Source organism: Proteiniborus sp., from assembly GCF_040308045.1.
Taxonomy (GTDB): Bacteria; Bacillota; Clostridia; order Tissierellales; family Proteiniboraceae; genus Proteiniborus.
This window is the reverse complement of the sequence record NZ_JAWRHZ010000041.1, coordinates 85,155-110,664: the sequence shown is the minus strand read 5'-3', so window position 1 is coordinate 110,664 and position 25,510 is coordinate 85,155. Positions and strand designations below refer to the sequence as shown.

Sequence of the window (25,510 nt, the reverse complement as noted above, 5' to 3'; positions counted from 1 at the left end):
TAAAACTAGATTATCTCCTTAAAACTAAGAAATACAATATTCATTCTTATGTGAATTGAAAAACTACTTCACCATGTGACATGCAACAAAATGTCCTGGCCTAACCTCTTTTAATTCTGGAGCATTTTTTCTACATACATCTTGAACTAGCCTGCATCTACCTTGGAACTTGCACCCTGGTGCTGGATTTATAGGGCTTGGTACATCACCTTCAAGCATTATTCTCTTTCTATTCTTTTCAACTTCAGGATCTGGTATTGGAACAGCTGATAACAATGCCTGTGTATAAGGGTGGAGAGGATGCTCGTAAAGTTCATGACTACTTGCAAGCTCCACTATTGCTCCTAAATACATAACTGCTATTCTATCGGAAATATGCTTAACCATACTCAAATCATGCGCAATAAACAAATAAGTTAGTCCAAATTCATTTTGCAAATCTTCAAGTAGATTTACTACCTGAGCTTGAATAGAAACGTCAAGAGCAGAAATAGGTTCGTCACAAACTATAAATTTAGGTTCAACTGCAAGTGCCCTAGCTATTCCTATACGTTGTCTTTGTCCACCACTAAATTCATGTGGATATCTGTTAGCATGCTCTCTTCTTAAACCAACTAATTCTAGTAAATTATAAATTCTTTTTTGCCTTTCCTGTCCCTTATGAAGTCCATGGATATCAATTCCTTCTCCAATAATATCTGTAACTGTCATTCTAGGGTTAAGAGAAGCATATGGGTCTTGGAATATCATTTGAGCAGCTCTAGTAAATTGCTTCTTTTCTGTCTTGCTAAGTCTGCCAACATCCATTCCGTCAAAGATAATTTCTCCATCTGTTATATCATATAGACCAACTATAGTCCTTCCTGCAGTAGATTTTCCACAGCCTGATTCGCCAACTAGTCCTAATGTTTCTCCTTCTTTTATGCTGAAGCTTATTCCATCTACAGCTTTTAAGTTCAATCCTCTTCCGACATTGAAATGTTTTTTTAGATTTCTAACTTCTATTAAAGTTTTTTTCTCATCCATAATGACTACCTCCTCCCCTCTGTAACAGGATTTTTAACTTTAGGTGCATTTTCATGTTGAAGCCAGCAATGCACATAGTGAGTGTCATTTAAATTGCTTTTTTCTGGATGATTGTCCTTACAAACTTTCATAGCATAATCACATCTAGCAGCAAATGGACAACCTTTAGGTGGAGCAAATAAATCTGGAGGAGTTCCATCAATTGGTATAAGTCTCTCCTTTTGGCCTATATCTAATCTTGGTACTGATTTCAAAAGGCCCCATGTATATGGATGTTGAGGATTGTGGAATATTTCTTCTGCTGCTCCACTCTCAACTATAATACCTGCATACATAACTGCTATTCTATCTGCTACTTTAGCAACAACTCCAAGGTCGTGAGTTATTAGTATAATAGATGTATTAAGCTTATTTTGTAATTCTTGCATCAGCTCCATTATTTGAGCTTGGATAGTTACGTCTAATGCAGTTGTAGGTTCGTCTGCAATCAATAATTTTGGATTACATGCAAGTGCAATTGCAATCATCGCTCTTTGTCTCATACCCCCACTGAATTCATGTGGGTATTGCTCAACACGTTTTTCAGGAGTTGGCATACCAACTAATCTTAGCATTTCTATGGCTCTTTCTTTTGCCTCTGTTTTGGTCATTTTTTGATGCTTTATAAGTCCTTCCATTATCTGCTTGCCAACTCTCATAGTTGGGTTTAAAGAAGTCATAGGATCTTGGAAAATCATACTTATTTCTTTACCTCTAACTGCTTCCATTTCTCTATCTGTAAGCTTTGCCAAATCTCTTCCTTCAAAATATATATTCCCACCTTTTATCCTTCCAGGGGGCATTGGAATAAGCTGCATAACTGTTTGTGCAGTAACTGATTTTCCACAGCCTGATTCTCCTACTATGGCTAAGGTTTCACCCTTTTTTACATGAAATGTTGTTCCCCTAACTGCTTGAACTTCTCCAGCATAAGTATCAAAGGATACAGTCAAATCTCTAACATCTAATAAAATATTATCTTTCATTTCCAATTTTTCTCCCCCCTTACTTTCTAAGTCTTGGGTCTAATGAATCTCTTAGACCGTCGCCTAAAATATTAAATGCAAGCATTGTTATACATATAAGAAGTGCTGGAAAAAACATTTGATAAGGTTTTATTAATAGCATCAATGTTCCTTCGTTTGCTAAACTTCCCCAGCTTGCAAGAGGTGGTTGAATACCAAGTCCAATATAACTTAGAAAAGCCTCAGTAAATATAGCACCAGGAACTTGGAATGTAAGATTGATAATAATAGGGCCCATTGCATTTGGAATCAAGTGCTGAGTTATAATTCTAGATGTATCAGCTCCTAAGGTTTTAGCAGCTAAAACATATTCCATTTGTTTTAGTTGTAATACCTGCCCTCTAACTAGTCTTGCCATACCTCCCCATCCAGAAATGGATATGGCAATGATTATGGTTTTCAAACCTGTACCCATAACAACCATTAAAAGGATTACCCATAATAGCTGTGGGATAGAATATATGATTTCAACAATACGCATCATAATAATATCTACATATCCACCTAAATAACCGGATATTCCACCGTAAATAATCCCTATTGTAACGTTAATAACTGCAGATACTAGACCTATGAAAAGTGAAACTTTTGCACCTTCCCAGCATCTAACAAATATATCTCTTCCTAAAGCATCAGTTCCAAACCAGTGCACAGAATTTGGCTCTTTGTTAATAACAGTAAAATCTTGCTCATCATAGGTAAATTCGCTTATAATTGGGCCAACGAAAGCCATGGCAACTACTAACATAAGTACTATTAGTGAAATAATAGCTAACTTGTTTTCTTTAAGTCTTCTCCATGCATCTGCCCAATATGTCAAGCTAGGCCTAATTATTGCATCTGCACTTTCTAAGTCCTTACCTACTACTTCAAACATATCTTTATCTATACTAACCTGTGCCATTACATTCCCCCCTTTTAATCAAATCTTATTCTTGGATCAATAAATCCATAAACAATATCAATTACATACATCATAATTACTAGAATAATTGCATAGAATATTGTTGTTCCCATAATCAATGTATAGTCACTTTGCTGAATACTTTGAACATAATATTTTCCCATGCCAGGAATAGCAAATATTGATTCAACAACGAATGAACCTGTTACAATACCTGCAACGCTAACACCGACAATTGTAACTACTGGTAATATGGCATTCCTAATTGTATGCTTCCATGTTACTACATTTCTTGAAAGACCTTTTGCTTTTGCTGTTCTTATATAATCTTGGTTTAGAACATCAAGCATACTAGTTCTCATCATTCTAGCAATATAAGCAATCATACCAAAACCTAAAGCAGCAACTGGTAATACATAGTGCTTCCATTCTCCCCACCTAGCTACAGGTAACCATTGGAGCTTTGCACCAAACCAGTATTGGAATAAAGCTGCAAAAACGAATCCAGGTACAGAAACCCCTATAACTGCAAGGAAAATAATGAAATAGTCAAAAGCTTTACCTCTGTGTAAAGCCGCAATTATACCGAATGTAATTCCTAAACCAGCTCCTACTAATGTTGCCAATAATCCGAGTTTAGCTGATACAGGGAATGATGTTTTTAGCATTTCGTTTACAGTTCTTGTCTTGTACTTCATTGAATCTCCTAAATCACCCTTAAGAAGATTTTGAAGATATTTTCCATACTGAACGATAAGAGGCTGGTCTAAGCCATACTTTCTCTTTAAGTTTTCCATGATTTGTGGTTGAATTTTCTTCTCATTAGTAAATGGATCTCCAGGTATTGAATGCATTAAGAAAAAAGTAATAGTTATGATTACCCAGATTGTTAATAAGGCTATAATACCCCTTTTTAAAGTATACCTTAACATGAATACACCTCCAAAATTCTTTTTTGAAACCAAAAATAAGTTAAAATCCTATCCCCCCCTTATCAATTAATTGAAATTGAAAAATAAAAAGCTAGAACAAAAACCCGTTTCTGAAGCCTTCGAAATCTTAGAAAGATACTTTAGGATAAGTAAAAATGAAATGCACTTGCCAATTGTCAGAACTTTTAAAACTTTTACTTATGATACATCATATCCATTAACTTTTCAATTAAATAAAGTTAAATAAGATGTTAATAAAATGTAACAACCTTGTGTTTATGCGGTTTTCTAAGGTTCATTTTTAAAAAATGGCTATTTTTGTATATACAAAGGCTATAGCTATAAACAAATTTTTGTTATATTATTTTAAGTTTTCTAAGCAGTACATACCCCTTTATTTATTAAAAAAAATTAATAATTATTTTTAATAAATAAAAAAACCATATATTGGTTTTTTTATAAAGAATAATTGATTCTATATAATTTTAATAACAGAATCGCTTATTTGGCTCAAAATGCCAATATGATAGCTTGTCTATAAGAAAACATTATACTTATAAATAGGATTTTATGCAACTATTTTTTTATTTAATCAAAAAGAAAATGCAGGAATCGTTTTAATATCCTGCATTTTCTGCTAAAACTTAGAAATATTACTTAATTATCTCCAGAAAATCTTCTTCAGTAATTATTTTTATACCTAGTTGTCTTGCTTTGTCCTCCTTAGAACCTGCATCTGCTCCTACAATAACATAATCTGTTTTTTTACTTACGCTTCCAGAAGCCTTTCCCCCCATTTTCTTGACTATGGATTCGGCTTGACTTCTGCTTATACCTTCAATGGTACCTGTTATCACTACTGTTTTCCCAGTAAATATAGTTTCTTCTTCTATTTCCTCATGCTCATATCTAATATTGATTCCTTCTGATAATAATTGTCTTATACTATCTAGTATCTTCTCATCATGAAAGAATTCAATAATACTATTAGCTACTATATCTCCAATATCAGGTATATTTATTAGCTGCTCATAGTTCGCTTCCATTAGTTTTTCTAAAGATTTAAATTCATCAGCAAGGTCAGCTGCAGTTTTTTTCCCTACATTAGGTATTCCAAGAGCATAAATGAATGAATCTAATGTACAATCTTTGCTCTTCTCAATTGCATCTAAAAGATTCTGGGCCTTTTTAGGTCCAAATCTTTCTAGACTTATTATATCTTCAAGTTTAAGCTCATACAGCTGAGGAATATCTTTTAAGTGAATCTCCTCAAATAACTGTGCAGCAGTTTTCTCGCTAAAGCCTTCTATGTTCATAGCATCCCTACTAGCATAATGTACTAGTCTTGAAACTAGCTGTGGCTTACAGGAAAGAGAATTAGGACAAAATATATGTACTCCATCTTGGACAAGCTCACTATCGCATGAAGGACATTTTTCAGGCTTTGATATTTCTTCTATATCTTCGCAGCTATCTTCTACTGTTCCCATTATCTCTGGTATTACATCATTTGATCTTCTTATCCATACTCTGCAACCTAAGGCAACCTTTTTCCTTTGTATATCATCCCAATTATTAAGAGTAGCTCTTTTTACTGTAACTCCTCCTATATCAATAGGCTCAAGAAGTGCTGTAGGAGTGACCTTCCCAGTCCTACCCACATTCCATTCTATGTCTAGAAGCTTTGTAGTTACTTCTTCTGCTTCAAATTTATATGCAATAGCCCATCTAGGAAATTTTTGTGTATATCCTAAAGCTTCCCTAGTTTTCATATCATTAATTTTTATTACTAATCCATCAGTAAGTATATCTAAACCTTTTCTATCTTCTTTAACCCTCTCAATTTCTTCTATAACTTCCTCTATGTTATTAAGTAATTTAAAGTAATCATTAACTGGGAACCGATTTGCTTTAAGAAACTCAATCATTTCAGAATGAGTATTAAAATTAAGACTTTCTGTGTACCCTACATTATAAAAATAAGCTATTAGATTTCTTTCGGCTGTAACCTTTGGATCAAGATTTCTTAAAGCACCTGCCGCAGCATTTCTTGCATTTTTAAGAGGCTCTACTGCTGTTTCATTATATTTTTCAAGAGCAGATAGTGGCATTAATCCTTCTCCTTGTACTTCTATAATGCCTTTGTGCTTTATACTTAAAGGTATGGACTTTATAGTTTTAAGTTGTGGCAATATAGCCTCTCCTATGGTCCCATTGCCTCTAGTAGCACCCTGTACTAGTTTCCCATCTTTATAAGTTAGATTAATAGTTAAGCCATCAAACTTTAACTCCATTACATAGATTGGTTGAGGTAGCTTTTCACTATGTTCTAGATTATACTGTTCAATCAATCTCCTTACTCTTTGGTCCCAGTTTCTAAGTTCTCCAAAGCTTTGGCTCTTATCTAAACTCCATAGGCTACCTAAATGTCTGTGTTTTTCAAATTTTTCTAATGGGGTCCCCCCTACTCTTTGAGTAGGTGAATCTGGTAATATAATGCCAGTTTCTCTTTCAAGTCTTAATAATTCGTCATAAAGTGCATCATATTCCTTATCACTGACCTTAGGACAATCTAATGTATAATAATAGTAGCTAAGCTTATTTAGAGTATCAACTAATTCCTTTATTCTATCTCTGTTATCCAATAGATTCACCTTCCTTAACCAATTACTTCTATAGGCGCAAATGAAAGCATCAGTTTCTTTATTCCTTGACTATTAAATGCAATTGTTATTTCCTTGTCATTTTCTAATTCTTTAACCTGCACTACTGTACCTACTCCCCAAGCTTTGTGATTAACTTTCATCCCAGGTTTAATATCTTTACTTGGATTATTAGGACTCTTTCTAGTGTTTTCTATAGTATATCCAGTAAAATATTTTGGAGACATACTAGTGTTTATCTTAGTAGAAAATGTAGATGTAGTACTTGCTCTACTTTCGTTTAAGTCCTCAATTAATTCCTCTGGTATTTCCCTTAAAAATCTTGACATAGAATTAACACCTGTTTTTCCGTAAAGCATACGGCTAAAGGCACGAGTCATAAATAACATTTCTTCTGCCCTTGTAATGCCTACATAGCAAAGTCTTCTTTCCTCTTCCATATCGTCCTCGCTGAAATATGCTCTAGAAGTTGGAAACAAGCTTTCTTCCATTCCAGTCATAAATACTACTGGAAATTCAAGCCCCTTTGCACTATGAAGAGTCATCATTGTAACTGTATCTCTGTCAGTTTCATCTGTCTTATCTAAATCAGAAAGAAGTGAGATATTTGCAAGAAATTCCTCAAGTGTTTTGTCTTCACTAGTTTCTTCAAAATTTACAGCTACAGACAGGAACTCTTTAATATTTTCTATTCTTGATTCTGCTTGAACACTTTCCTCTTGTTGTATTTCCTCAATATATCCTATGGAATCTATAAGATTTTCTATTAGCTCAGTTACAGTAAATAGCTCCTTCATAGCCATAAACTTCCTTATTAATGAAGAAAAGCTGTTTAAGCTTTCTTTAGCTCTTTGAGTAAGCCCTGGAACCTCTTCACATTCTAGCATTGCCCCGAATATACTATCTCCTTTTTCAATGCTATATTGCTCTAGCCTATCTAAGGATGTCTTTCCTATTCCCCTTTTCGGTACATTTATTATTCTCTTAAAAGCATAGTTATCTACTGGATTTTGAATTAATCTTAAATAAGCTATGATGTCCTTTATTTCTTTTCTATCGTAGAATTTGTGTCCACCTACAATTTTATAAGGTATATTAGCTTTTAAAAAAGCTTCCTCTATTACACGTGACTGTGCATTGGTTCTATATAAAATCGCAAAATCTGATAATTTTCTATCTTCTTTACTAGATAATTCATTTATTTTATCTACTATAAAGTTGGCTTCCTCATGTTCATTGGCTCCACTAAAAATCTTTATTTGACATCCTTCGTCGTTTGCAGTCCACAATCTTTTACTCTTTCTGCCTTCGTTGTTTTCTATTACTTGATTGGCAGCATCTAGTATTGTTTTTGTAGAGCGATAGTTCTGCTCTAATTTAACAACTTTTGCATTTAAATAATCCTTTTCAAAGTCTAGAATATTCCTAATGTCAGCACCGCGCCATCCGTAAATCGAGTTATGAACAACTATGCCTTGACACAAATATTGTCTAAAATTAGGTACGGAAATATCATAGACATATCCATCATATTCTTCAATTGAAACTTCTTTAACAATATCCTCTACTATTTTACCATCTTTGAAAGTGGCTATGCTCATTGATGGTTTGATATGAGAAGCTGGCATATAATAAAAGCTTTCGTCCTCAGTTAATCTTGCCCTTCTTACTATTTCTATTCCAGAATCTAATTCTTGAATACTCTTCCCATACTCATTAGTCTCATCATAATGAATTCTTTCAGTTTCAATTCTCCAAGTGTTTCTTTGTCCCTTCCTCACTGGAAAATCTGCCATTCTTGCTTTTTCCTCTAATTCATCACTAGATGTATTGAATGCGATCCTATGACTATGCCATCCTTTATCTATTCCTGTTATTCTTCCCCCAAAAAAAGTTAAGTTTACGAGTCTTCTTATAGAACTTCCACTAATTATTGCATTTTGTCTATGATGTGGATACTCTTCAAAAATTAGAAGGTCATTCATTAGTTTTAAGGAATTTCTTTCTGTATCTATTTCTTTAAATAATTCATCTATATGTTTTTGAGTCATTGAAATTCCTCTACCAACATCATGAAATACAGTAGTTGGTATTCCATATTTAAATGAATATAATTGCTCATAAAAAGCTGTTTCTTCTTTACTACTACATATCTTAAGAATCCAAGCTTTATCCCCATGCTCCTGATTTAATCTAACCATTAAACCATTTACAATTTCTCCTTCTCTACTTCTAACTCCTTGTGTTTGACCAATTCTGTAACCCTTTCCTTTTTTGTACATTAGATACACATAATATACTCCTGGTTGGGCATTTAACTTGCCAAACATAATGTGATTAGGGGTTGTCTTAATAACATTTCCCGTTTTAGTTTTAATTTTTATTATTGGTCCAGAATATTTTTTCTCTATCTTTTTTTCTACGATTCCTTCCAATACTTTTCCCCAGCCAGAAGGTGAGTAGACCTTTTGTCCCTCTAAAAGCTTTTCAATTGGTATATTCCCATTAGGTGTATTAACCATCATGCCTTGAAGAATGCACTGGTCATCATCGCCAACAACACAAACATTCTTATATTTTTTTGATAATAGATTAATAAGTATATACTGGGCTCTGTTCGTGTCCTGATACTCGTCTACTAAAATATATCTGAACTTATTTTGATAATACTCAAGTATGTCTGGGAATCTTCTAAATAGTTCTATAGTTTTATTAATTAAGTCATCAAAATCTAAAGCATTGTTTTCCTTAAGTTTTTTCTGATAAAGGCTATATATCTCACCTTTTTGTCTTTCTCTAAAATCTCCATAATTCTGATTTATGTAAGTATCTGGCTCTACTAAATTATCTTTTTGTGACCCTATAAATCCCATCATTGAAGCTGGCTCATACATTTTTTCACTTAAGTTTAATTCCTTTATACAGTCTTTTATTAAAGTTTTCTGATCTGTTGTATCGAAAATCACGAAATTCCTTCCATATCCTAACTTCTCAATGTCTCTTCTAAGTATTCTCACACATATTGAGTGAAATGTCCCTGCCCAAATATCTTCTGCTTCATCTCCAATTAACCTAGCAATTCTTTCCTTCATTTCATTTGCTGCCTTGTTCGTAAAAGTAAGGGCGAGTATATTATATGGCCTTATTCCTTTTTCCTCAATTATATATGCTATTCTATGAGTCAAAACCCTAGTCTTGCCTGAGCCTGCACCAGCAAGAACTAGTAGTGGTCCCTCTGTGGCTAATACCGCTTCTCTTTGTTTATCATTAAGTCCATCAAGAAAATTCATCGATAGGTTGCTCCTTTCATTTTCCTCTCTTCTCACTATTATATAGGAAAGAGTAAAATTATTGAAGGAGGAAATTATTAAAACCTTTTAACACAAAGAAAACCTCCTATAAAATCAAGTTCGATTTATAGAAGGTTTTCATTGACTAGGTGAATCTACATTACATCTTTAATAACTCTCATAGCATTCTTATAAAATATCTTATCTATTTCATCTTCTGTAAATTTATTATTCTTTAAACTATAAGCTAGTTTTCCTATTTCCCCTATATTGCTTATTTCTCCATTAGGATGACATCCATCAAAGTCAGAACCTAGTGCTATGACGTCTATTCCTCCAATATTTCTAATATGCTTAATATGCCTAACCATATCTTCTACTCTTGCAGTTTCGCTTTCTCCTAGGAAATTTCTTTCAAAGCATATACCCATTACTCCTCCATTTTCTGAAAGAGTTCTTATCATATCATCGGTAAGATTCCTAGAATGCTCCTTAACAGATCTTGCGTTAGAATGAGAAGCAATAAAGGGTTTTGAAGTTAAACTTGCAACATCATTCAAGCCTTTATCAGAAAGATGAGAAACATCTATTAGCATTCCAAGTCTATTCATCTCGTGTACAACTTCTTCTCCAAAGCTTGTTAGTCCCTTATCCTTATGCTCATAATTAGTGTTAGGAAAACCTATTTCGTTTGGAAAGTTCCATGTAAGAGTTATTGCTCTGACCCCTAGTCTATAAAAATTTCTTAAATTATGGAGGTTTCCTTTAATAACTCCTCCTTCTTCTATAGTAAGTACAGCAGACATTTTCCCTTCACTGTCATTTTTTAAAATCTCTTCATAATTAGTAGCTAAAGAAATATGAGTAGTATTCTTTTCTAATTCAATATAAAACTTATCTATCATTTCAAGGCATACTTCTAAAGGGTCTTTTTCTTCTTTTAAATCTACAAACATAGCAAAAAACTGAGCTAGAGAATTGGACTTTTTCATCTTTTTAATATCTATACTAAAATCATTTTCATACAGTTCTAAATTTTCTTTATCTTTCATAAGTCTCAATACAGTATCACAATGCATATCAATCGGTCTCATTTTTTTCAGTCCCTTCAAGGTTTATGTATAGGTTGTTTCTTATTCTTTGATTTAATGGAACATTCTTCGACTATTTATCTTTTTTCTTCTTTCTACTAAGAGAAATACCTCCAAACCCACTTATTATTGCTATATAGAAGCCAAAATCGTACCACCAGCCTGTGTTTACAGTCTCATAGACTCTGATACCATGTCTGAATATACTTACTATTAATGATATTGGAGCAATCCAACCGTGCCATATACCTGATAGAAAACCTGCTGGCTTGCTATTAGTATAGCTTCCATCTCCAGGTATACATCCAGATAGTAATACAGTCACTAACATAGTTAGAATACATAATACTAATACCTTCTTTTTCAAAAATATCTCCCCCTTAATTCTATTTTATCACATACTTTTTAGTCATAAAAATGTTTCTTAAAAGTAAATTAGGACTTGCCTACGAGTTATAAAAATGAGTTAGGAAAATAATCCTAACTCATCTTAAGTCACTGTCTTTTATTCACCATCTATAAATCTTTTAATAGCATCTTCTCTATATTCTTGAACAGTATCTGTTAATTTATAATCTGTTCCTTTAAGAACTTCCATGTACTCACTTAATTCTTCTAATAACAGGCTATTGTCTTTGTTCTCTATAGCAGTTAAATAGGATGTTTTTGCTTCTGATACCATAGTCTTTGTATCATATTCAAAAAGAGGAGTATTATTTAATCCATTGAATATGAAGTATACGTATTTTTCGTAAAGCTCTTTAACATCATTAAGCTTCACAGAATCTTTATATTCGTTTATAAACTTTTCTTGTGTCAATGCCCTATTTATCATGTCGTCCCAGCCAATAGTTAATGCTGCATCCTTTGCAGGAACTTTATCTGATTCTACTGACATAATATCAATATATTCCTTCATATCAGCTGTTACATAGGAGCTATATTTCTTTAAGAAGCTATAATCAATAATGGGAAAATGCATTCCTTCAGCAGTCTCTACTTTGTAGCCAAGACTCTTTGTTTCTGTTATTAAATCCTTTATATTTTCATCATTAATATCTTTTAATTCATTTAAATCCTCTACTGATTTTTTCAAATTAAAAAACTTTTCTGGCATTCCCTCTGCATAGTATTTACCTTCTATAGTAGTTAAATAATCTTTCTGAGCTTTTTCAATTATGTCTACCATCTGAGAAGCAGTTTCTTCGGAAACATTTGAAATATTTGTATCTACAAATTTAATAGCATCCGATAGATTGTCATTATCTTTTACTATTTCATTTAGCTCATTAACTAATCCTTTTTCATCTGCTTTCACATCTTCTTTTTGCTCTTGTTCTACTTTACTGCCATTATCTAAATTGTTACCATTTTTTTGCTTATCAACATTTGAACATCCCATTAGTACAGATAGTGATAACGCTATAACCACCATAGTTACTTTTTCCTTTGTCATTTATTTTCCTCCTAAAAATATAATCTATTTATTAGAAACAGTACTTAAATAGCATTATTCCTGTTTCCATATAAATATAGACTATATTTTCATATGAAAAGTTCCGTTTCAAGTTAAAAATTTTTTATTCTACATTCTCAACTTTGAACAAGCTGTAGAAATAATTCGCTTTATCAAAACTCCCAAAGATGTAATTATCTTTACATATCGAGTCTTTTGTTAAATTTCTACAAAACTTTTTAAATTGTTCACTAATAGTTTATTTTTAGAAAAGCACGATATACCTCTTCGTTTGTTGAAATTAAGTAATTTGTTTAAGAATTTTTTTAGCTTTAATTATACATAATAAAAAGAGCATTTGTTATTGGTAATTTTTTTACAGTTTACATTCAATATATTGGATGATAGAATATTAAACTGTGTTAACGTTTTCTAGCTTGATAACGTTAACATTGTTTTATAAGGTCTTATGTTACAAAAATTACTAAAGAATACTTACAGGAGGATTCAAAATGGGAAATACAAATAGAAAATCCGAATCATTTATTGAAAGATATTTTCAACTATCTAAATATGGTACAAATGTTAAGACTGAAATAGTAGCAGGTATAACTACATTTGTTACTATGGCATATGTTCTGCTAGTTATTCCAAGCCTTCTTAAAGCAGCAGGTATGAATTCAGCTGGTTTATTAGGAGATGAAGCTTCAACTTTAACAATTTTTAATGACCCAATTGTAGGTGCTTTATTTACAGCTACTTGTTTAATATCAGCTTATGGAACTCTTCAAATGGGGATATTTGCTAAACTACCTTTTGCTACAGCTCCAGGATTAGGACTTACTGCATTTTTTGCATACACTGTAGTAGTAGACTTAGGATATACATGGCAACAAGGTCTTGCAGCTGTTATGATTTCTGGTATCCTATTTATCATAATAACCGTAACATCAATAAGAGAGAAAATAATTGATGCTTTACCAGTGAACATAAGAACTGCAATAGGTGCAGGCGTTGGTTTATTTATAGCATTAGTCGGTTTAAAAAGTGGTGGCCTTATTGTTTCAAACCCTGCTAACCTAGTTGAGTTTGGAGACTTTACAAATCCAGGTGTATTGTTAACACTAATAGGTATAATAATAACAGCTATTCTTATGGCCAAAGATGTTAAAGGTGCAATGCTTATATCAATTATTATTACTACAATAATAGGTATACCAATGGGTATCACAAACATAGAAGGAATTAAATTATTTAGTGCTCCACCATCAATAGCTCCAACATTTATGAAATGGGATTTTACAGGATTATTAGGAAATGGAGAAGGTGGATTTGTAGGAGCTTTAATTAACATTGGTATGGTCGTTATGACAATTAGTTTTGTTGATTTATTTGACAATATTGGAACTCTTTTAGGAACTGCTCAAAGAGGAAATATGATTGAGCCAAATGGAAAAGTTAGAAATATGAACAGAGCTTTATTATCTGATTCTATTGCGACAACATTAAGTTCATTCTTTGGAACTACTACAACGTCAACTTATGTTGAGTCGACAGCAGGAATTGCTGCAGGAGGTAGAACTGGTCTTACATCAGTAGTAACAGGTGTATTATTCTTAGCTTCTTTATTCCTTTCAGGTGTAATCGGTATTGTACCTACTCAGGCAACTGCACCAGCACTTGTAATAGTTGGAGTGTTAATGATACAATCCGTAGTCAATATTGATTTTTCAGACTTTACAGAAGCTGTTCCTGCTTTCTTTACATTAGCAATAATGCCATTTACTTTCAGTATTGCAAACGGTGTTGCGGCAGGAATAATATTCTACCCAATTATGAAATTAGTTACAGGTAGACATAAGGAAGTAAATCCAATAATATATATATTAGCGATATTGTTTATAATAAGATTTGCATTATTGCCAAACTAGTAAATATAAAAAAGGTCCAATTATAGGCAACTACCATAAATTGGGCCTTTTTTGTATTTACACTTAATTTTTTTACTCACCACTCATTTTATATATTCTTACTCCACTAAAGAAGCCATAGTTCCTTAAAGATGCTGTTATTGTATCTCTAGAATGTGTTGCGCATATTAGGTCATCTTTACCATAATCAATAATTATTAATGTATGAAAAGGCCTACCATTGCTATTAAGCAACGATACTGCATCTCCTCTTTGTCCATAAGAAAACACTTTTTTAAATTTCAAGTTGTCTTTAAAGTAAGAACTATCAAAGTTTTTATAAGAAACAGCATTTTTAATCCAATAATGTCCAAATGCATCTGCTCCTCTCCAAGTTGAAGATATTTTGTTTACATCCCATAAATGATTTGATCTACAAAACCAGTTGTTAAAATTAGTTGCATTAGACCCTTTCATTGGTTTTCCTCCAGCATGCAGTGCTTGTGAAATAAAATTGGCACAATCCCCACCATTTCCTGCATAGCTTGGATACTTAGCTGTGTTATAGTTAAAGGCATAAGTTATTGCATATTCTCTAGCCTTGACTGGTGAGTAAGTGGAAAATGTCTTTGCTCCTTTTCTTGTCTTAATAGTATGACAATTTTTCATATTATCAATAAGAGAATATTCTTCTATATATGAATTTACTATATCAATATCAACACTTATATCATTCATAATCTCTAAGTAATGTCCTTTTAAAAATTGTAAATTCATTTGCCAATTGGAGATAGATGTTTCTTTGCCATACTTTTCAGTAATAAGGTTGGTAATATATTTCTCCTCATTCATCATGTTTCTATAGCTTTCAATTTCCTCTATATTCAAAATATCTTTATTACCTGAATCTGTTTTATTTACCGTATTGTTATTATACTTTTTTATAAGAACATATTTATAAAGCTTTTCAATATCATATGGTTTAACTTTTTTACCTTTTACCCTGCGAAGGATTTTATTATAAATTTGTTCTTTAGTTAATTTTTCATTTAATAATGATTCTTTTCTTATCCCTAATAGTGCGAATTTACTCCACATAGCAAAACTCCCTTCATTACTTTTCATTTATTTTATGCTATGAAAGAGTAAGTTGTTATTTCCTTGGTAATCAGTTACAAACCTTCCTAAACCAAATACTTTGAATATATACACTTACCATTTACTATAGTCATCACTACATTAAAATCATTATCTACGACAGTAAAATTAGCTTTTTTGCCTGCTTCTATGCTACCCTGAACATGATCTACACCAGCTATTCGTGCTGGAACTAAGGATGCCATATTGACTGCATCTAGCATACTAACTCCTACATGTTCATTCATGTTCTTTATAGCATTTATCAGTTTTAGTGTACTACCAGCAAGAGAACCATTTTCTATTCTAGCTACTCCATCTTTTACAAATACCTTTAGCTCACCAAGCATGTACTCACCATCTTCAAGTCCGCCTGCCATCATACAATCAGTTATTAAGCTTATATTTTCAGGACCTTTAGCTTTTAATACTATCTTTGTCACAGCAGGATGTACATGTATCATATCAGCTATTAACTCACAGCATATTCTATCATCTGACAAAACAGCACCAACTGTACCAGGCTCCCTATGATGAAGCCCTCTCATTCCATTAAATACATGCACTGCAATGTTAGCTCCTGCATCTACTGCAGCTATAACCTCTTTATAGGTTGCATTTGTATGCCCTATAGAAGGATTTATGTTTTTAGATTTTAAGTATTTTATCAGCTCTAAAGCTCCTTCTTTTTCAGGTGCTACTATTACAGTTTTTATACAAGAAGGGAATTTATTTATTAGTTCCTTAGTGTCATCAATGTCTATTCTTCTAATGTACTCAGAAGGATGAGCTCCCTTATATTTTTCAGTAATAAATGGGCCCTCTATATAAGCGCCTAATAGTTCTGCTCCTTCTACTCCTAATTTCATTGTCTGGTCAACATTTTTAACTGCAGAAGTTATTTTATCCCAAGGTGCTGTTACTGTAGTGGCTAAAAAGCCTGTTACTCCAATACTACCTAGGTATTTAGATATTTCATTTAATGAGTCATAGTTTGCGTCCATTGTATCATAGCCACTTGCGCCATGAATATGAGTGTCTATAAGTCCAGGCAATAGTTTATAGTTGCTTAAATCAATAGTTTCTATATCTTCAAAGATATTTTCTACTTTCACTTCTTCTATTATGCCATTGTTAATTAAGAAAACGCCGTTCTTTAGTATTCTATCCTTTAAGAAGGCTTCTCCTGATTTTATCAAATATCTCATATACTAATCCCCATTTAATTTATTATACTATCCTTACTTTTATAATTTACTTGATTAACTGTTGTATTAAATTATACCCTCCTAAAAGTCCAAGAAATAAACCTGCAACATTAAGAATTAACAAAAATTTATAGTTTTTTGTAATATTTTTTCTTCTTGTAATTGAATAAAGATTTTTGCCTGCAAGGTAAATTAATACAACTGTTGGATCATATCCTTTATAGTATAGAAATACAGCCAAACCAATAACCAATAATGATATACACATTTCAATTATCTTTATAGTTCTCATTCTTTTAATCATCATGTCTTTATCATTCATATTTTTAGCTTTCATCATTCTTCTCCTGTTTTTTAATATATCCTAATTTGTCTAGTATCAAATTGTATCCTTCTGCACCATAGTTTAATGCTCTATTAATCCTGCTTATGGTTGCAGTACTAGCTCCTGTCTTCTCTTCTATTTCATTATATGTTTTTTCCTGCCTTAATAGTTTTGCTACCTCTAGCCTCTGACTAATGGATTTGAGTTCAGTTATGGTACATATGTCTTCAAAAAATCTGTAACATTCTTCAATATTTTCAAGTTTCAATACAGCTTCAAACAATTCATCTATTTGCTTGTCCTTAATCTTTGGCCTATATTCCACAAAATCACCCCTTAACTAATTATGCAAAACGTTTTCTTATAACTATTGTATTATTAACTGAGAGTTTTTACAATATGTTAAGCAAAAAACAAACAGTAAGTAGATAAGTTATGTCTACTTACTGTTTATAATATATTTATAATTTAAAGGAAGACTTTTATTCTTCTCCAAGATAAGCTTTACGAACTCTATCATCATTTAGCAAATCTTTAGCGTTTCCTGAAAATGCAATATCTCCTGTTTCAATAACATATCCAATATCTGCTACCTGTAATGCTATATTTGCATTTTGCTCTACAAGTAATACTGTAAGTCCAATCTTTTTATTTAACTCTTTTATTGATGCAAATATTTCTTCTACTACAATTGGAGCTAATCCCATTGAAGGCTCGTCTAGCATTAATAGTTTTGGATCAGACATCATAGCCCTACCAATAGCAAGCATCTGCTGTTCTCCACCACTTAATGTTCCACCATATTGTTTAGTTCTTTCTTTAAGTCTTGGAAAGAGTTCATATACATATTGTAAGTCTTCTTCTATCTTCTGCTTGTCTTTTCTCAAATATGCACCCATCATTAAATTTTCTTCTACTGATAAGGCTGTGAATATTCTTCTTCCTTCTGGTACGTGGATTAGACCTTGTGCCACTATTTTTTCAGAATGCATGTTGCTTATCTCTTGTCCATTGTACTCAATGCTACCTTTGGACTTTACTAAATTTGATATGGCTCTTAGTGTTGTAGTTTTTCCAGCACCATTACTTCCTACAAGGGTAACTATTTGCCCTTGCTTAACTTCAAATGTAATACCTTTAAGTGCATGAATACCTCCATAATAAACTTCTAGGTCTTTTATAGTTAACATAGTTATTCTGCACCTCCCTTACCTAAGTAAGCTGTAATTACTTTTTCGTTTTTCTGTATTTCTTCAGGTAGACCTTCTGCTATTTTATTTCCATAATCCAATACCATTATTCTGTCAGAGATTCCCATAACCAGCTTCATATCATGCTCTATAACTAATATAGTATATCCTTTTTTACGAATTTTCTTTATAAGCTCTGTCATCTCAACCTTTTCACCTGTGTTCATACCTGCTGCAGGCTCATCGAGCAATAGAAGTTTTGGTTCAGATGCTAAAGCCCTAGCTATTTCAACTCTTCTTTGATGTCCATAAGGAAGACTTACTGCTATTTCATCTTTTAAATCAGTTAATTCGAGAAAGTCTAATATTTCTAACGCCTTTTCCTTTACGGCTTTTTCTTCCTTAATTACTTTTGGTGACTTTATTATAGCTCCAAACAAATTAGCCGATGTTCTACAGTATTGACCTACCATAACATTTTCTAATACAGTCATACTACTAAATAACCTTATATTTTGAAATGTTCTACCTATTCCTAGTTTAGTTATTTCATAAGGTTTAGATTTTTGAAGCTTTTCCCCCAAAAATTTTACTTCACCTTTTGTTGGCTCATATATTGCGGTCAAAAGATTAAAAAAGGTTGTTTTTCCTGCGCCATTTGGTCCAATTAGACTTACTATCTCTCCTTCATCTATATGGAAATCTACATTATTTACTGCTGTTAGCCCTCCAAAGGATTTTGTGATTCCTTTTGCTTCTAGTATTCTCATTTTTACCTGCACCTCCTTTTAAGCTAGCCATACTAATCATACCTTGTGGTCTTATAATCATCATTAGAACTAATAAGATTCCATATATTGCATAACGATAAGTTGAAATACTTCTTAATGCTTCAGGTAGTACTGCTAGTACAGTAGCTCCTGCTATAACTCCAGGTACGCTACCTACTCCTCCAAGAACCACCATAATCAATATAGTAACTGATTCATTGTAAGTGAAGTTGTCTGGATTTACATAGTGTATAAATGAAGCAAAGAAACCTCCTGCAAGTCCTGCTAAAGCTGCTCCTAATACAAATGCTAATATCTTTAAATAGGTAGGATTGATACCCATAGCCTCTGCTGCTACTTCGTCATCTCTAACAGCTATAAGTCCTCTTCCAAGTCTAGAATTTAAAAGTCTATTTGATATGAATATAGTCAATAATGCAAGTGCTAAAATTATATAGAAATATCCAATGTTGTTATTTATCACAAATCCAAAGATTGATGGTGAAGGAATACCTGGAATTCCTGCTGGTCCTCTTGTAAATGATGTCCAGTTTACAAGAACTAAACGAAGTATTTCTCCAAAACCTATTGTAGTGATTGCTAGATAGTCTCCTTTTAATCTAAGTGTAGGTATACCAAGCAATAGTCCAAATATACCTGCTATTAATGCACTAGCTAACAATGCTATCCAAAATGGAACTCTAAAATTAACTGTTAGTAAAGCTGTAGTATATGCACCTATAGCATAAAATGATGAGTGCCCCATAGATAACTGCCCTGCAAAACCAACTACAAAGTTCAAACTTAATGCTAGCACTATATAAAGTAAAACGATTACACTTGTTCTTAGTACATAAGGCTGACTAGAAACAAGAAGAGGCCATGCAATTATGGCAACAGTTAGTACTGTAGATAATATTCTTTTTGTCTTTTTGTCTAAGGTAAGGAATTTTTTTATGCCTAAGTCAAAGACCTTTGATAAAAGCTTAATGCCAACAAATAGTATTGCTGTATAAATGACTAGGTTCAGTAAAACCTTTGGTAAATTGCCCATTCTGTTTCCCCTCCTTATATCTTTTCTTTAATTGATTTTCCTAACAATCCGTCAGGTTTAACTAATAGAATTATTATTAAAATTACAAATGCTATTGCATCACGATATCCTGAAGAAATATATGCCGCGCCTAAACTTTCTGAAACTCCCATTATTATTCCACCTATCATAGCTCCTGGAATACTACCTATTCCTCCAATAACTGCAGCTATGAATGCTTTAAGTCCTGGAACAAATCCCATCATAGGGAAAACTGCTTTATAGTACATACCTACAAGAGCTCCCGCTGCTGCACCTAATGATGAGCCTATAGCAAATGTGAAAAATACTACTCTATTAGTGTTTATTCCCATAAGTTTAGCAGTGTCCATGTCTTGAGATGTACATCTCATGGCTCTACCAAATTTAGTGTATTGAACAAGATATGTTAAAATAGCAACTAATACTATTGTAGTTCCTAAAATAATAAGTTGAAGAGTTGTTATTCTTAAACCTAAAATATTGTATACTTTATTTGATATTACATTTGGAAATGATTGTGTCTCTGGTCCCCATACAAGCATTGCAAAGTTTTCTAAAAATATTGCAACTCCTACTGCTGATAAGAAAAGATTTATTCTTGGTGCTTTGAATACTGGACTATAAGCAAATTTAGCTATTACTATACCGAATAAAGATGCCCCTATCATGCCAATTAAAAATGCTGGTATAATTGGTATGTTAAAAAGAGTTAAGCATGTTAATGTTAAGAATGCACCTATCATGTATATATCACCATGGGCAAAGTTTATGAGTCTTATTATTCCGTATACCATTGTAAAGCCTATTGCAGTCAAAGCGTAAATACTTCCTAAAGCTATTCCATTGCTTAACTGCTCCATAAACATATTTATCACCTTCCTCTTTTGATATTAGGGGGTGGGGTAAGAACCCCACCCATATTATTTTCTATTCTGCTAATTGAACATCTGCTGGCACTATCTTGCCATCTTTAACAGTTAATATGATTATTCCTCTAGTTACTCCGTTATTTTCAAAGGATATAGGACCTGCTACTCCTGGGAAATCCTTTGTTTCATTTATATACTTAGTTATTCCTTCTCTAGTTGCCCCATTTTTCTTCATACCTTCAAGTATAAGCTTTGCTGAGTCATATGCTAATGCTGTATAGTTATCAGGTTCTTTATTATATTTAGCTCTAAATGCTTCAACAAATTCTTTTGTTCCTGGGAACTCTACATCTGGATGGAAGAATGCTGCAAATTTAATTCCTTCAACTGCATCTCCACCTAATTTTACAAGTTCTTCTGAGCTTATTCCTTCTGTTCCAATCATTTGAATATCAAGTCCAGCTTCCTTTGATTGTTGTGCTATAAGAGCTGTTTCAACATAATAGCCTGCTACGAATAATACATCTGGGTTTTGTCCTTTTATTTTAGTAAGCTGCGGACTAAAATCCTTTGATTGTCCTTCAAAATATGTTTCTGAACCTACTACTTCTCCACCTAGTTTTATAAATTCTTCTGTGAAATCGTTTTTCAAGCCTGTACCAAAATCGTTTGCTGTAAATAGTATAGCTGCCTTTCTCTTACCTAGCTTGTCATATGCATATTGTGCAAGGTTCTTAGCTTGAGTAGTATCTGTAAGAGATATACGGAATAAGTGAGGAGTAGTTCCGTCTGTTACAGCCTTGTTAACTGAATCTGTAATAACTGGCATTTGCACTGCTTCGTATATACCTCTTGCAGCTAGTGTACATGAGCTGTTCCAGTGACCTATTACTGCAAGTATGTTATTGTCTGCTGCAAATTTTTGTGCTACGTTTGGAGCTTCCTTAGGATTACCTGTGTCATCTCCAACTATTAACTCTACTTGTTTACCATCAATACCGCCTTCTGCATTAACTTCATCTATTGCTAGCTGAATAGCTTTAACCTTCATATCACCAAACTGAGCTGAGTCGCCAGTCATAGGGTTTGCTGAAGCAATATATATTTTAGATGAACTGTTTGCTGAGCCTGAGCCACAACCTGCTAATATTACCATTGTTAACACTAATATTGCTGCTAATACACCTTTCTTTTTCATGTAAAATCCTCCTTTAAATTTTAAATAATAGTTTTGTTACTGTAATCGTTTTCCTTGTTTCATAAAACCCTCTTTCTGAATTACTTGCTATATTATATATTCAATTATCGTGCCAAGTTAAAAACATAGTCAAATTGTGTCGAATAGTTTTTAACAATTAAAAGCTAAAGGCCCACAATTGCAACTTCTAAAAAGATAAAATTTGATATTGAATATGCAAAAAGTAAAAAAGACCCTTATGGGTCTTGATTATAATTTTAGATATTTTATTGTTCGTAAATATGAAGATATTTCATAGTATGAAATAATTTCATACTATTATTCCTCTAAATCATACTCCTTTATCTTTGTATATAAATGCCTCTCACTCATGCCCAAAACCTTAGCTGTTTTTCTTTTATTGCCTTGGCAGTATTCTAAAGTAGCTAGGATTAGTTTTCTTTCTGCTTCTACAAGACTTTCTCCTACATAAATAGGTACTAGCTCACTTGACGCTCCTATATCAATATTTTCTATGATTTCCTTTGGTAAATCTCCAATTTCAATAATATCACTATTAGTTAATGCTACTGCTCTTTCGATTATATTCTCTAATTCCCTTACATTACCGGGATAAGTGTATTTTTCAAGAACTGATATAGCACTCTTTGATATTCCTGATACTTCTTTGTTAAACATTTGACTATATTTATTCATAAAATATTTTGACAATGCTGGTATATCTTCTTTTCTTTCTCTCAATGGAGGAGTACTAATACTTATTACATTGAGCCTGAAAAATAAATCTTCCCTAAAATTACCTTTTTTTACTTCCTCAGTAAGGTTTTTATTAGTAGCAACTATTAGTCTAAAATCTACTGAAATTGACTTTTCACTTCCTAGTGGTGTTATTCTTTTTTCTTGTATTACTCTTAGTAGTTTTGCTTGAAGCTGAATATCCATTTCTCCTATTTCATCAAGAAATATAGTTCCCTTATCTGCTAATTCAAATTTACCTCTATACCGTTGATTAGCTCCTGTAAATGCTCCTTTTTCATATCCAAAAAGCTCACTTTCCAAAAGATTATAAGGTATGGCTGCACAGTTGATTATTTCTAGTGATTCATTTGATCTCTTGCTTGAATTGTGAATTGCTCTAGCTATAAGCTCTTTTCCAGTTCCGCTTTCACCTGTTACCAAAACATTTATATCTAAATCTTTAACTCTCTCTATTATTTTAAATACTTCATTCATAGCCTTACTCGAAGCCACTATATTATCTAATCCTAGTTTTTGATTCATTTGTTTAGTTAAATCTTCAACTCTATTAGAAAGATTTTGATAATCTAATGCTTTATTTATAAGAATTATCAAGCCATTTATATCAAGAGGCTTTGTAATATAGTAGTATGCACCTCTTTGCATAGCTTCTACAGAGTCTTCAATACTTCCATATGCTGTCATAGCTATAACTAAAACTCCTGGATTTTGGCTTCGTATAGTCTGTAATACTTCAAGTCCCTTATATTCTCCTAGATATTGATCTAATAATACTAAATCTATATCCTTATTATTAATTAGCTCCAGACCTTCTGGTACATTGGGTGTACAATACACATTAAAGCTATCCTCCAATGCAAACTTTAAAGCTGTCAGTATGGAAGGTTCATCATCAATTACTAATATATTGTACATTTTTAAATTTTCCTCCTCTTCTTGTGTATTTAAATCTCTTTTTCTTTAAGCTGTTGGTAAACTAATAGTAGTAGTTGTACCTACTCCTTCTGTACTATCAATTGAAATTTCTCCTTTGTTTTCCTTTACAAGCTGATGAGTAATAGATAAGCCTATTCCATATCCAGACTTTTTAGATGTAAAAAACGGTTCATATACTTTACTTAGTACATCCTCTGACATTCCAATTCCGTTATCTTTTATAATAATTATAGCTTTTTTTTCTTCTATTCTACCAGTAATAGATATAATGCCTTTCTCTTTTATAGCATCAATGCTATTTAGAATAATATTTATCATAATTTGTTTAAATTGGGATGTATCTGCCAAAAACCAAATATTCGTTCCACTTTCTTCTACTATAATCTTTTTTTCGTTAATTTTCTGCTTTAAAAGAACTAATATTTCAGTGAGAATGTCCTTCAAGTTATTTTCTTTAGGAACAGGGACCTTAGGTTTTGAATAATCTAAAAGAGTATTTACCAAACTATTTAGTCTGTTTATTTCCATAGGTACTATCTTTGTAAGTTCCTCAACAAATTCAGGATTATCTAACTTATTAGGTAGCATATCAATAAACACCTTTATGGAAGTAAGGGGATTTCTTAATTCATGAGCAACTCCTGCCGATAGCTTACCTAATGCCCGCATCTTATCATCATGCTTTGCTAACTCATATAGTTCTTTTATTTCTTTGGCTCTATTTTCTACTTCTCTTCTTAAACTTCTATTCCAATATATAATTATTCCTATTATTATTGATGCTACTAATAAAACTAACAAAGATATATAAAGAAGTTGACGCCATTTTCTACCCGACTCTAATATCTCTTCTCCAAACCACTTTTTATAGATTTTATCATAGGTTCCATTTTTCTTTATATCATCTATTCCTTTATTCAACTCCGTTAGTAGCTCTATGTTACCTTTTTTTACAGATGAGCAATACTGTGTAACATACATAGGCTCACCAACTATCTTAAATTCTCCAGCTAAACCTTCTTTTTGAATATAATAAATTCCAGTTAATCTGTTACCCATAAAAGCTTCAACTTCACCTGAAAATAAAGCATCTATTGCTTCTTTTTGATTTTCTTTTTCTATAGGGATTATATCAGGAACTTTAGCTAGTATTTCATCTGTTACGTCCCCTGCTTGAAAAGAAACCTTTACTCCTGCTAAGTCTTCTAAAGCAGCTATATGAGTTGTATTGTTCATAACAAATATATTCTGAGAATTTGTCACAAGCTCTTGAGTGAAGTCAAACATTTCTTCTCTTAAGGGTGTTTTAGTCATACCTTGTATAGCATCTATTTCTCCTTCACGTAAGAGATAAATAGCTCTTTCCCAGCTCGTAGGCACAAGCTCTATTTCAATACCTAGCTCAATTGCTACAGCTCTCATTATATCTACATTGAATCCCTTATAATTACCATCCTTATCCACAAACTCATAAGGAGGATAATTATTGTCTCCCGCTATTCTAATAACTTTGCTTGTTAAATTTGTTTCATCTACACCATATGCTATACTAGTTATCGAAAATATTGCAAATATTAATATAAATATTATAATTTGTTTTTTTGAACACAACTTACTATCACCTCACTAAGTTAGAAATAAAATATAACATGTGTACTTAGTATGCCAAAAAATCCTATAGCTTTAATTTTTAAAATGAGATCCTAT

At 32.5% G+C, this 25,510-nt stretch carries 21 protein-coding genes; 1 reads left to right on the top strand and 20 read right to left on the bottom strand.

Annotated elements, in window-relative coordinates; all coding sequences use genetic code 11:
- Window positions 1–63: 63 nt before the first annotated feature.
- From ABV008_RS08475 to ABV008_RS08430, 9 genes are all read right to left on the bottom strand, one after another.
- A complete protein-coding gene (locus ABV008_RS08475; protein WP_352419391.1) occupies window positions 64–1,026 on the bottom strand; it encodes an ABC transporter ATP-binding protein in 963 nt (320 codons plus the stop codon).
- A gap of 5 nt (window positions 1,027–1,031) precedes the next feature.
- The gene (locus ABV008_RS08470) at window positions 1,032–2,051 is read right to left on the bottom strand and encodes an ABC transporter ATP-binding protein (RefSeq protein ID WP_352419424.1); all 1,020 of its coding nucleotides are present in this window, start codon (window positions 2,049–2,051) and stop codon (window positions 1,032–1,034) included.
- Between the two features lie 19 nt (window positions 2,052–2,070).
- Window positions 2,071–2,994 (bottom strand): ABC transporter permease, encoded by a 924-nt coding sequence (locus tag ABV008_RS08465; RefSeq protein ID WP_352419390.1) that lies wholly within the window; start codon window positions 2,992–2,994, stop codon window positions 2,071–2,073.
- Between the two features lie 14 nt (window positions 2,995–3,008).
- A complete protein-coding gene (locus tag ABV008_RS08460) occupies window positions 3,009–3,926 on the bottom strand; it encodes an ABC transporter permease (protein WP_352419389.1) in 918 nt (305 codons plus the stop codon).
- Between the two features lie 653 nt (window positions 3,927–4,579).
- Window positions 4,580–6,571, bottom strand: coding sequence for an NAD-dependent DNA ligase LigA (gene ligA, locus ABV008_RS08455; protein ID WP_352419388.1), 1,992 nt, complete (start codon window positions 6,569–6,571; stop codon window positions 4,580–4,582).
- A gap of 14 nt (window positions 6,572–6,585) precedes the next feature.
- The gene (locus ABV008_RS08450; protein WP_502929764.1) at window positions 6,586–9,879 is read right to left on the bottom strand and encodes a UvrD-helicase domain-containing protein; all 3,294 of its coding nucleotides are present in this window, start codon (window positions 9,877–9,879) and stop codon (window positions 6,586–6,588) included.
- 155 nt (window positions 9,880–10,034) lie between these two features.
- A complete protein-coding gene (locus tag ABV008_RS08440; protein ID WP_352419387.1) occupies window positions 10,035–10,973 on the bottom strand; it encodes a dipeptidase in 939 nt (312 codons plus the stop codon).
- A 70-nt stretch (window positions 10,974–11,043) separates the two neighbouring features.
- A complete protein-coding gene (locus tag ABV008_RS08435; RefSeq protein ID WP_502929765.1) occupies window positions 11,044–11,301 on the bottom strand; it encodes a hypothetical protein in 258 nt (85 codons plus the stop codon).
- Window positions 11,302–11,475: 174 nt separating this feature from the next.
- Window positions 11,476–12,426 (bottom strand): hypothetical protein, encoded by a 951-nt coding sequence (locus tag ABV008_RS08430; RefSeq protein WP_352419385.1) that lies wholly within the window; start codon window positions 12,424–12,426, stop codon window positions 11,476–11,478.
- Window positions 12,427–12,938: 512 nt separating this feature from the next.
- Between ABV008_RS08430 and ABV008_RS08425 the strand changes: the two genes are divergently transcribed.
- On the top strand, window positions 12,939–14,357 hold the full coding sequence (locus ABV008_RS08425; RefSeq protein WP_352419384.1) for an NCS2 family permease: 1,419 nt from the start codon (window positions 12,939–12,941) through the stop codon (window positions 14,355–14,357).
- Between the two features lie 72 nt (window positions 14,358–14,429).
- On the opposite strand, the gene ABV008_RS08420 is transcribed toward ABV008_RS08425, so the two are convergent.
- From ABV008_RS08420 to ABV008_RS08370, 11 genes are all read right to left on the bottom strand, one after another.
- Entirely contained in the window at window positions 14,430–15,461 is a 1,032-nt protein-coding gene (locus ABV008_RS08420; protein ID WP_352419383.1) for an amidase domain-containing protein, read from the bottom strand.
- Between the two features lie 59 nt (window positions 15,462–15,520).
- On the bottom strand, window positions 15,521–16,681 hold the full coding sequence (nagA, locus tag ABV008_RS08415) for an N-acetylglucosamine-6-phosphate deacetylase (RefSeq protein ID WP_352419382.1): 1,161 nt from the start codon (window positions 16,679–16,681) through the stop codon (window positions 15,521–15,523).
- Between the two features lie 46 nt (window positions 16,682–16,727).
- A complete protein-coding gene (locus tag ABV008_RS08410; protein WP_352419381.1) occupies window positions 16,728–17,018 on the bottom strand; it encodes a hypothetical protein in 291 nt (96 codons plus the stop codon).
- Complete coding sequence (locus ABV008_RS08405; RefSeq protein WP_352419380.1) at window positions 17,008–17,331, bottom strand: YerC/YecD family TrpR-related protein; 324 nt, start codon at window positions 17,329–17,331, stop codon at window positions 17,008–17,010. Before ABV008_RS08405 ends, ABV008_RS08410 begins: the two co-directional genes overlap by 11 nt.
- 157 nt (window positions 17,332–17,488) lie before the next feature.
- Window positions 17,489–18,196 (bottom strand): ABC transporter ATP-binding protein, encoded by a 708-nt coding sequence (locus ABV008_RS08400; protein ID WP_352419379.1) that lies wholly within the window; start codon window positions 18,194–18,196, stop codon window positions 17,489–17,491.
- A gap of 2 nt (window positions 18,197–18,198) precedes the next feature.
- Window positions 18,199–18,966: an ABC transporter ATP-binding protein gene (locus ABV008_RS08395; protein ID WP_352419378.1), complete on the bottom strand. Its 768-nt coding sequence runs from the start codon at window positions 18,964–18,966 to the stop codon at window positions 18,199–18,201.
- Entirely contained in the window at window positions 18,905–20,020 is a 1,116-nt protein-coding gene (locus ABV008_RS08390; RefSeq protein WP_352419377.1) for a branched-chain amino acid ABC transporter permease, read from the bottom strand. The genes ABV008_RS08395 and ABV008_RS08390 overlap by 62 nt, the downstream gene beginning before the upstream one ends.
- A gap of 14 nt (window positions 20,021–20,034) precedes the next feature.
- Window positions 20,035–20,913 (bottom strand): branched-chain amino acid ABC transporter permease, encoded by an 879-nt coding sequence (locus ABV008_RS08385; protein WP_352419422.1) that lies wholly within the window; start codon window positions 20,911–20,913, stop codon window positions 20,035–20,037.
- Between the two features lie 55 nt (window positions 20,914–20,968).
- Window positions 20,969–22,108 (bottom strand): ABC transporter substrate-binding protein, encoded by a 1,140-nt coding sequence (locus ABV008_RS08380; RefSeq protein WP_352419376.1) that lies wholly within the window; start codon window positions 22,106–22,108, stop codon window positions 20,969–20,971.
- A 318-nt stretch (window positions 22,109–22,426) separates the two neighbouring features.
- Window positions 22,427–23,782: a sigma-54-dependent transcriptional regulator gene (locus ABV008_RS08375; protein WP_352419375.1), complete on the bottom strand. Its 1,356-nt coding sequence runs from the start codon at window positions 23,780–23,782 to the stop codon at window positions 22,427–22,429.
- Between the two features lie 45 nt (window positions 23,783–23,827).
- Window positions 23,828–25,414, bottom strand: a complete 1,587-nt coding sequence (locus tag ABV008_RS08370; protein ID WP_352419374.1) for a transporter substrate-binding domain-containing protein — start codon at window positions 25,412–25,414, stop codon at window positions 23,828–23,830.
- Window positions 25,415–25,510 lie beyond the last annotated feature (96 nt).

Coding starts and splice junctions, on each gene's coding strand:
- ABV008_RS08435 (WP_502929765.1), bottom strand. CDS start 11,301: ATGTTAGTGACTGTATTACTATCTGGATGTATACCTGGAGATGGAAGC.
- ABV008_RS08475 (WP_352419391.1), bottom strand. CDS start 1,026: ATGGATGAGAAAAAAACTTTAATAGAAGTTAGAAATCTAAAAAAACAT.
- ABV008_RS08400 (WP_352419379.1), bottom strand. CDS start 18,196: ATGTTAACTATAAAAGACCTAGAAGTTTATTATGGAGGTATTCATGCA.
- ABV008_RS08440 (WP_352419387.1), bottom strand. CDS start 10,973: ATGAGACCGATTGATATGCATTGTGATACTGTATTGAGACTTATGAAA.
- ABV008_RS08470 (WP_352419424.1), bottom strand. CDS start 2,051: ATGAAAGATAATATTTTATTAGATGTTAGAGATTTGACTGTATCCTTT.
- ABV008_RS08460 (WP_352419389.1), bottom strand. CDS start 3,926: ATGTTAAGGTATACTTTAAAAAGGGGTATTATAGCCTTATTAACAATC.
- ABV008_RS08395 (WP_352419378.1), bottom strand. CDS start 18,966: ATGAGAATACTAGAAGCAAAAGGAATCACAAAATCCTTTGGAGGGCTA.
- ABV008_RS08450 (WP_502929764.1), bottom strand. CDS start 9,879: ATGAATTTTCTTGATGGACTTAATGATAAACAAAGAGAAGCGGTATTA.
- nagA (WP_352419382.1), bottom strand. CDS start 16,681: ATGAGATATTTGATAAAATCAGGAGAAGCCTTCTTAAAGGATAGAATA.
- ABV008_RS08375 (WP_352419375.1), bottom strand. CDS start 23,782: ATGTACAATATATTAGTAATTGATGATGAACCTTCCATACTGACAGCT.
- ABV008_RS08410 (WP_352419381.1), bottom strand. CDS start 17,018: ATGAAAGCTAAAAATATGAATGATAAAGACATGATGATTAAAAGAATG.
- ABV008_RS08425 (WP_352419384.1), top strand. CDS start 12,939: ATGGGAAATACAAATAGAAAATCCGAATCATTTATTGAAAGATATTTT.
- ABV008_RS08380 (WP_352419376.1), bottom strand. CDS start 22,108: ATGAAAAAGAAAGGTGTATTAGCAGCAATATTAGTGTTAACAATGGTA.
- ABV008_RS08430 (WP_352419385.1), bottom strand. CDS start 12,426: ATGACAAAGGAAAAAGTAACTATGGTGGTTATAGCGTTATCACTATCT.
- ABV008_RS08465 (WP_352419390.1), bottom strand. CDS start 2,994: ATGGCACAGGTTAGTATAGATAAAGATATGTTTGAAGTAGTAGGTAAG.
- ABV008_RS08390 (WP_352419377.1), bottom strand. CDS start 20,020: ATGGGCAATTTACCAAAGGTTTTACTGAACCTAGTCATTTATACAGCA.
- ABV008_RS08420 (WP_352419383.1), bottom strand. CDS start 15,461: ATGAAAAGTAATGAAGGGAGTTTTGCTATGTGGAGTAAATTCGCACTA.